8 protein-coding genes are annotated in these 7,863 nt (G+C 34.7%); 4 read left to right on the top strand and 4 right to left on the bottom strand.

The genetic code is table 11. The features are described 5' to 3' along the window. Positions 1-459: 459 nt before the first annotated feature. The 3 genes from QNJ66_RS25145 to QNJ66_RS25135 form a co-directional block, all read right to left on the bottom strand. Positions 460-792: a hypothetical protein gene (locus QNJ66_RS25145; RefSeq protein ID WP_300511406.1), complete on the bottom strand. Its 333-nt coding sequence runs from the start codon at positions 790-792 to the stop codon at positions 460-462. Between the two features lie 130 nt (positions 793-922). Beyond that, a complete protein-coding gene (locus tag QNJ66_RS25140) occupies positions 923-2,512 on the bottom strand; it encodes an MFS transporter (RefSeq protein ID WP_300511405.1) in 1,590 nt (529 codons plus the stop codon). Between the two features lie 113 nt (positions 2,513-2,625). After that, positions 2,626-4,170 (bottom strand): ferredoxin--nitrite reductase, encoded by a 1,545-nt coding sequence (locus QNJ66_RS25135; RefSeq protein WP_300511404.1) that lies wholly within the window; start codon positions 4,168-4,170, stop codon positions 2,626-2,628. Positions 4,171-4,440: 270 nt separating this feature from the next. On the opposite strand from QNJ66_RS25135, the gene QNJ66_RS25130 reads away from it, so the two are divergent. After that, on the top strand, positions 4,441-4,731 hold the full coding sequence (locus QNJ66_RS25130) for a hypothetical protein (protein ID WP_300511403.1): 291 nt from the start codon (positions 4,441-4,443) through the stop codon (positions 4,729-4,731). A gap of 94 nt (positions 4,732-4,825) precedes the next feature. On the opposite strand, the gene QNJ66_RS25125 is transcribed toward QNJ66_RS25130, so the two are convergent. Next, positions 4,826-4,975 (bottom strand): hypothetical protein, encoded by a 150-nt coding sequence (locus QNJ66_RS25125; protein ID WP_300511402.1) that lies wholly within the window; start codon positions 4,973-4,975, stop codon positions 4,826-4,828. A 21-nt stretch (positions 4,976-4,996) separates the two neighbouring features. Here QNJ66_RS25125 and QNJ66_RS25120 point away from each other — a divergent pair, with 21 nt between their 5' ends. The 3 genes from QNJ66_RS25120 to QNJ66_RS25110 form a co-directional block, all read left to right on the top strand. Further along, positions 4,997-7,117 (top strand): GNAT family N-acetyltransferase, encoded by a 2,121-nt coding sequence (locus QNJ66_RS25120; RefSeq protein ID WP_300511401.1) that lies wholly within the window; start codon positions 4,997-4,999, stop codon positions 7,115-7,117. 10 nt (positions 7,118-7,127) lie between these two features. Then, positions 7,128-7,589 carry an ASCH domain-containing protein gene (locus QNJ66_RS25115; protein ID WP_300511400.1) on the top strand — a complete coding sequence of 154 codons (462 nt, stop codon included), beginning with the start codon at positions 7,128-7,130 and terminating at the stop codon, positions 7,587-7,589. A gap of 15 nt (positions 7,590-7,604) precedes the next feature. Beyond that, a partial coding sequence (locus QNJ66_RS25110; RefSeq protein ID WP_300511399.1) for a hypothetical protein occupies positions 7,605-7,863 on the top strand: 259 nt, incomplete at its 3' end.

Genomic DNA, 7,863 nt, shown 5'->3' with positions numbered 1-7,863 from the left:
TGTTCTTGCGTGGCAACTGTGAGGTGTGTCTACCAATCAAGCGCGGTTTTTAGCCGATGAAGCTGATCTTTTTTCCTGCTCGAATATGGGTGTAACCTTTTTATCATGAAGATTTAGCCTTTATTCAGCAAACCCTATTTAGGTCTCTAACTTCAAGCTTATCGATCTCACAATCAGGATTATCAGCTACAAATAGAATACTAGGATTTAATGGTATAGCAGTCGCCAAAGCTATTAGGACATTTTTCTGTTCCCTGTTCCCTGTTCCCTGTTCCCTTAAAATATAATTTATGTGTCCTAACTAGCCTGTCTATTGCTATAATACCCCTTTAAATCCACTATTATCCACAAAGCTATCAGGAACAATAAATTGACCTTCTTTTGCTATTATTATTCCCGAATTAGTGTCTTTCACAAATTCTCTGTAATAAAAAAGTTGCCATTGAATTGCAGTAGAAGTTAAATCTCTCCCTGATAGTTCTTTATATTGTGATCTTCGTTATTTAATGTTTTTTGACTAGCTTCAACAAGTCTATCAGCCAATTTTTGGTATTGATCTTCTATGGTTTTCATATAAGTGTGTTCTGCACCATGACTCCAGAATCTATCCGCACAGAAAATTGAATTATCACTTTTTAATCTCGTTTTTTTATTAGCAGTCTTTATATATAAATCAACTTTTTTCTCTACAGAGACAAATCTTTCAATACTTTTTTTTGGGAAACAATGTTGTTTAACTGTGAGGTTATGGGGATTGCCCTTTTGAGTTTTTTCTCTTTTTTTATTATTCATTCGCTGATATAACTTTTTTGGTAAATACAAGGCATCAAAACAATATACCTACTCATATTATAACGTCAAAATCAAGGGAATCTTTGTAGGGGCTTAATATTATTAAGCCCACATACATCGTTAAATTTACTTAACCCCTAGAAATAGAATCAAAAGAAGCATCACTTTCCATCATAGAAACAGGAGATAAACCGAGATCCTCTTCTTCCCCTTCATGGTGTTCAGCAAAAGATCCTTCCGGTTCTTTAAGAATAAACCAGCATAAAAAGGCCACAATAACCGCCATAATACCCATTATCTGGAAAAAGGCCGTATTAGCTTGAGCAATAATAGCTGGACTGGGATCTTTGCCTCCTCCTAACCATTCCGGTAACAAGCTAAAAATGGTTAAATAAGCCACTGCACCCACATTTCCGTAAGCCCCCACATTACCAGCAACTTGACCAGTAATACGACGTTTTACTAGGGGAACAATGGCAAAAGTTGACCCTTCTCCAGCTTGCACAAAAAATGAACAGGCCATAGTTAAAATAATCGCACCAGGTAGCCACCAACTGCTACTAACAGTCCCCATCATCAGATAACCAATACCCATACATAGAGTTAACACAGCCATAGTATTCTTACGACTGCCCAACTTATCAGAGATTAAACCACCACCCGGACGAGACATCAAGTTCATAAACGCATAACTAGACGCAATCATTCCTGCTTGTGCCGGGGTTAAGGTAAACGTACCTTCAAAGAATGTGGGTAGCATGGAAACCACCGCTAACTCCGATCCAAAGTTGACAATATAGGTTAATTCCAGAATAGCTACCTGAGAGAAACGATAACGATCTTTAGCTGGATATTGCTTCTTCCCGGTCATTAAATCTTTATTCACCACCCAACAGTTGTAAGCTTGGAATAGATATAAACCGATCAAACAGGCCCAAACAAGATACATGGTATTGACACCATAGAAACCCACTTTAGTTAACCGCCAAGCTAACACCATGAGAATGCCAGATAAAGGCGCATTCATCACCATTAAGAACCAAAAATCACGCTTTGTGGTAACTTCGATCCCTCTGGCACTTTTGGGCTTACGGTAGATTTTTCCTGGGGGATGATCTTGGACGTTATTGTAGTATAAAATTCCATACAGCGCAGCAATAATACCCGTTCCAGCGATGCAAAGCCTCCAGTTGAGCAGGGGATCACCTGCTGGGGAAAGTGCGCCAAAAGCGAACCATCCGCCGATGGTGGGTAAGGTAAAAGCAGCAGCAGCAGATCCAAAGTTACCCCAACCCCCATAAATACCTTCGGCCAGTCCTATTTCTTTGGGGGGGAACCATTCTGCAACCATGCGGATACCGATAACAAACCCTGCACCCACAATACCCAACATTAATCGTCCGATCACTAACTGGGTGAAACTTTGGGCCGTCGCAAAGATTAAACAGGGAATAGCTGCATAGATCAACAATAATGTATAGGTAATTCTCGGTCCGTAGCGATCCAATAACATTCCGATGATAACACGCGCAGGAACGGTTAAAGCGACGTTACAGATAGCTAAGGTTCTAATTTGGCTGACTTCTAGTCCAAAATCAGCTTTTACCTGAGTTGCTAATGGTGCTAGGTTAAACCAGACTACAAAGGATAAAAAGAAGGCAAACCATGTCATGTGGAGTATTTTATACCTTCCACGTAGTGACCACATTTCTGCAAGCATTTTAATTGTTTTCCTCTCGATATAGTTAGATAAGATTGAAAGTCAAGTGTTAGAGAATAGGGAACGGGAACAGTTAGTTTCCGTAGGGGTTTAACACTGTTAAACCCATATTGTTACCGACGTTTTGCACCGAAATTTTCAATTAAGATATCAGTCAAAACAGGGAGTAAGTCGTCGCAAGGGATACCTTTTTGCACACAAGTGCCTAAATGAGCATCTTTCCCGACTTTTCCACCCATATACAAGTCAACACCTTCGACAGTTTGGCCATCTTTGCGAACTTTCGTACCCATGAGGCCAATATCTGCAACTTGGGGTTGGCCACAGGAGTTAGGACAACCTGTCCAATGAATTCGGACAGTTTGGGGCAGTTCTAAAGCTTCATCCAGTTCCTTAGCCAAAGCTACAGCACGATTTTTGGTTTCAACTAGAGCAAAACTACAAAATTGCGCTCCTGTACAGGAAACCAAGGCTCTTTGTAATGGTTTTGGACTAATACTAAACTTTTCTAGTATTGGTTCTTCTAGAAATGTCTCCAAGTTTTCGTCGGGAATATGAGAAATAATGACATTTTGCTCAACAGTGAGGCGAATTTCATCATTTCCATAGACTTCAGCCATTCTTGCGAAGTCTAGCATATCCTCAGCGTATAAACGACCCACAGGGACGTGCATTCCTACATAATTTAAACCGGTTTGTTTTTGGGGGAATACACCAATATGATCCCGTTTATCCCAGTCAATAGCGTCTTTTTCCGCTTCTGTCTCCAGTTTATAACCTAATACTCCTTCTACCTCTTCACGGAACTTATTTAAGCCCCATTCGTCAATCAACCACATAAGACGGGCTTTTTGACGGTTGCCTCTTGAACCATGATCCCGAAATACGGTTAAAATGGCACGGCATAATTCAACAACTGCTTCTTCTGTTGGGGGAACCCAAGCATTGAGTGGAATAGCAGCATCGCAACGAGTAGCAGAGAAAAAGCCACCAACCACGACATTAAACCCTAATTCACCCTTTTTGTAAGCAGGAACAAAGGCAATATCGTTAATTTCAGCGTGAACCGAGTTATCCCTTCCCCCTTCAATGGCAATATTGAACTTTCGGGGTAAGTTAGTAAAGTCATAATTACCTTGACCGTGATTAGTAATCATGTCCTGTACTTTCTGTACTAACTCACGGGTGTCGATCAGTTCATCTGCATCTAAACCGGCCATGGGTGAACCCGTAATATTGCGGACATTATCCATTCCGGACTGCATAGATGTCAGGTTAACCTCTTGGAGACGGTTAAAAATGTCGGGGATGTCTTCAAGACGAATACCCCTCAGTTGCAGGTTTTGTCGGGTAGTGATATCAGCGTTTCCATCCGCCCCATATCGTTGTACAATATTGCCGAGAACCCGCATTTGTTCGCTGGTGAGGATACCATTAGGCATCCGCAGACGTAACATGAACTTGCCAGGGGTGACGGGACGGTAGAAAATGCCCACCCATTTAAGGCGAAGTTCGAGATCGGTTTTTTCCATGGCCTGCCAACCGATCTGGGCAAAGTGTTCTAGTTGGTCTTTGATATCGAGTCCATCTTTTTCCGCTTTCAGCTTTTCAAATTTATTTAATTTTACTTTCTTTTTAGGTTGGGTACTCTGCACCACTATTAAAACCCTCCTTTTGGTCGAGTTGTCATTAATTTAAACCTCACAATACGAGAATTTTTGTAGCTAATGTAACAAAATGTTAGTTTGCATTCGATTTTTGCATTTTAAGGATGCGTTTTAACCATAATTTTGTTCATTCAATCTCTGTACCCAGTTTTTCTATTGCGCAACAGTTAAAGTTAGACTGTTTGAATGCTATTAAACCCCTACAGGACTGGGTTTGAGGGTAAAATAAATAATGTAGGGTTAATCATTTCAAGAACAAAAATGCAAAAAAAATTGAGTTATAAAGGTTATCAAGGTCATATTGAGATTGATCTTGACAGTGGTATATTTTTTAGTCGTGTTGTTAATATTAAAGACGTGGTTACATTTCAAGGAGAAACCATTGAAGAAGCTGTTCAAGAGTTTTATAATTCTATTGATGATTATTTAGAATTTTGTGAAGATATAATGTTAAGTATAAAAGCTATAGAAGCAAAAGAAGAGGAGTTTATCGGTTTTGAAAAAAGTGAGAAGATTTTGCAGGAGTTAGTCTCTACATCCGCAGAAGTTTGATCGCATCAAACTGATAAAAAATCAATCAAAGCTTTATTATAATTACTGAAAACTGTAGAGAATGAAGATAAATAATTAATAGTCAGCGTTTTCTTTATTTCTTATCATCTTCATCTTGTTTGATTGTTTTTTGTTCTCTAAACTTTATCCCAAACTGTTCATAAATAGCTTGTCTAAATTTCTTATTTTCTTCAATTGTAACTCGTCTTGCTTTATTGAAAGGAAACTCAGTTTTTTTGTTCATTATATCAATAATATTTAACTTATGGTACTAATTAAAGCTATCAACGAAACCTCTCCATATTTACCTGAAGTAAATAAGCTTGGTGATTCAAACAAAGCTACTTTAGGCTTCTTTTCTAAGGGTGCTTTTGAGGAAAAAGCAAGAAAAAAACAGATTTTAGTTGCTCTTTCTGATAGTGGAGAGTTTATGGGTTATTTAATGTACAGAAATGTTAAGAGTCATAATCGAATTAGTATTATACATTTATGTATTAAAAATAATTATAGAGGACAAGGAATCGCGAAACAACTCTTAAATTATTTAAAAAGTATAACATCTCAATATAGGGGGATAGAATTGCGATGTCGTCGTGATTATGGTATCGATAATATGTGGCTCAAACTAGGTTTTTGTGCTGTCTATGATAAAAAAGCAAAAACAAAAGGAAAACTCCTTACATATTGGTGGTTAGACTACGGCCATCCTAATTTATTGTCACTGATAAATGATCAAAAATCTGAATCAAAGTTATCTATTATTATTGATTACTCTATATTTCAAGAAATTTATTTACATAATCATTCATCTAAACCTCAAGAAGAAAAAAGTAAGGATTCTAAAGTTTTATTAGCTGATTGGCTTGAGCCTAACATAGAAATGTGGGTTAGCAAGGAAATTTTAAATAAAATTAATCAAATAAATGATTATCAAAAAAGAAAATCTATCCGAAATATTTTTTCTCAATTGAGTTGCATTAATTATACAGATAAGCAATATCAAAAGTTCTTAATATCAATCAAGTCACTTATTCAGGAAAATAACTTACTAATAGATGAATCTTATCTTCGTCATATTGTACAATCTCTTGCTTCAGGGATTAATATAATTTTGACTAACAATGTAGATATTTTGAAATTATCTGACCAATTCTATGAAGAATTTAAAGTTATTCTCATAAGTCCTAATGACTTTATAAAACGTTTTGATGATATTGAACAACAAAAAAATTATCAGTCCAGACTTTTTGCAGGAATTCACTCATTAAAACAACTTCCTATCAGTCTAGAGGAAGTAAACAAACTGAAACATGATTTAGTTAATAATTGTTCAGAAGAAGAACAGCAATATTTTTTAGAAAATCTTAGAAATTTTATTTTTCAGAAAGATACTCATGAGTGCTTAATAATTAAAGATGAAGACAACGAACCAATAGCTTTAATTGTCTATAACAGAATTAAAAAAGAACATCTAGAAATTACTATGATTAGAATAAGTAAACATTATCTTGCTGAAACAGTAGCAAGACATTTGTTATTTACAAGTATTTCTATATCAGCACAAGAGGGACGACAATTAACTAAAATTACCGATAAATACCTTCAAGATGAAATAATTAATATGATTCAAGAAGACTATTTTATAGAAACAAATAATGAATTATCAAAATTAAATTTGTCTTTGATTGACACAAAGACGAATATTGCAGAACAATTAAATAAATTAGAAGAGAAATTACCAGAATTAACTTACTTTTTTCAAAAGTTCTCAGAAAATCTTACAATAAATAACTTAAATGCAGAAAATATTTTACTGATTGAACGCTACTTGTTTCCTCTAAAAATTATTGATCATGATATTAATAATTTTATCATACCAATTAAACCTAAATGGGCTGCTGATTTGTTTGATCAAAGATTAGCTGAACAAACTTTATTTGGTTTTAGTCAAATAAAACTAGCTCTTAACAGAGAGGCAGTATACTATAAATCTAAAAGCTCCCCTAAACAATTAATTCCAGGTATAAGTGGTCGAATTTTATGGTATGTAAGTAGTGGTAGTAATAGCAGAAAATTTTGTAATGTTGGTCGTATTAGAGCTTGTTCTAGACTAGATGAAGTTATTATTGGTACTCCAAAAGAACTACATCGTAAATATCGTCATTTGGGAATTTATGAATTGTCTAATATTCTTGAAGTTGCTAAGAACGATGAACAGAAAGAAATTATTGCAATTAAGTTTAGTGATACTGAACTATTTGAATACCCAGTTAGTTTAAAAGATGCACAAAAAATACTTGAAAGTAAAACAACTTTCACATCTTCTACCTATATTAATAATGAAAAGTTTGCTATAATTTATAAGCAGGGAATGAAAGGTAAATAATTAAAAAATTATGTATAAAAATTTCCTTCTTATTTCGATTAAACCAGAATATGCACAGAAAATTCTCGACGGTGAAAAAACAGTTGAATTGAGAAAAACTAGAACTCGCTTAAAACCTGGGGACATAGTTTTAGTTTATGTGTCTTCCCCTCAGCAAGTAATAGCTGGTTTTTTTGAAGTGGAAAGTATTGAAATATTTGAAAATCTTCCTAAACAAAAAAAGAATTTTTGGGATAAGATTAAAAATAAAGCTCACATCAAACAAAAGGATTTTAATGATTATTACAAAAGCGCATCTATAGGAGTAGCTATTTTTATAACAAAAGTACATAAGTTTGATAATACTGCTAAACTGATTAAACTTAAACAGAAGATTAAAAATTTTACTCCTCCCCAAAGTTATAGATACTTAAAACCCAAAGAGATTGAAATTTTAGAATCTATAGTTAAAGAGAAAATTTTAGTCACATAATAAGGAAAAAATAAAATGAAACAAGAAAAAGAACATATAATTAAAAATTTATTTGAGGAGTTTATTAATTCTTATTTTTATAGTCCTGAATTTCTAGAAACTCAGAATATTTATGATAATAATCGTAAAACAATACATAATAGTTTTCAAAATATTGAAACAAAATTAGAATTAATCAACGAAGAAGATTTTATTAATGGAGTCTTGAAATATTTACTTTGTTTAAGTGATCAGGAAACTTGGATAAAATTATGTAAAACTTATAAGATAGATC

Source organism: Crocosphaera sp. (assembly GCF_030064895.1).
GTDB lineage: Bacteria > Cyanobacteriota > Cyanobacteriia > Cyanobacteriales > Microcystaceae > Crocosphaera.
This window is presented reverse-complemented; position numbering and strand designations above follow the sequence as displayed.

What these genes read in the sequence shown, in the direction of transcription:
- QNJ66_RS25145 (WP_300511406.1), bottom strand. Translation starts at nt 792, where the DNA reads ATGAATAATAAAAAAAGAGAAAAAACTCAAAAGGGCAATCCCCATAAC.
- QNJ66_RS25140 (WP_300511405.1), bottom strand. Translation starts at nt 2,512, where the DNA reads ATGCTTGCAGAAATGTGGTCACTACGTGGAAGGTATAAAATACTCCAC.
- QNJ66_RS25130 (WP_300511403.1), top strand. Translation starts at nt 4,441, where the DNA reads ATGCAAAAAAAATTGAGTTATAAAGGTTATCAAGGTCATATTGAGATT.
- QNJ66_RS25125 (WP_300511402.1), bottom strand. Translation starts at nt 4,975, where the DNA reads ATGAACAAAAAAACTGAGTTTCCTTTCAATAAAGCAAGACGAGTTACA.
- QNJ66_RS25120 (WP_300511401.1), top strand. Translation starts at nt 4,997, where the DNA reads ATGGTACTAATTAAAGCTATCAACGAAACCTCTCCATATTTACCTGAA.
- QNJ66_RS25115 (WP_300511400.1), top strand. Translation starts at nt 7,128, where the DNA reads ATGTATAAAAATTTCCTTCTTATTTCGATTAAACCAGAATATGCACAG.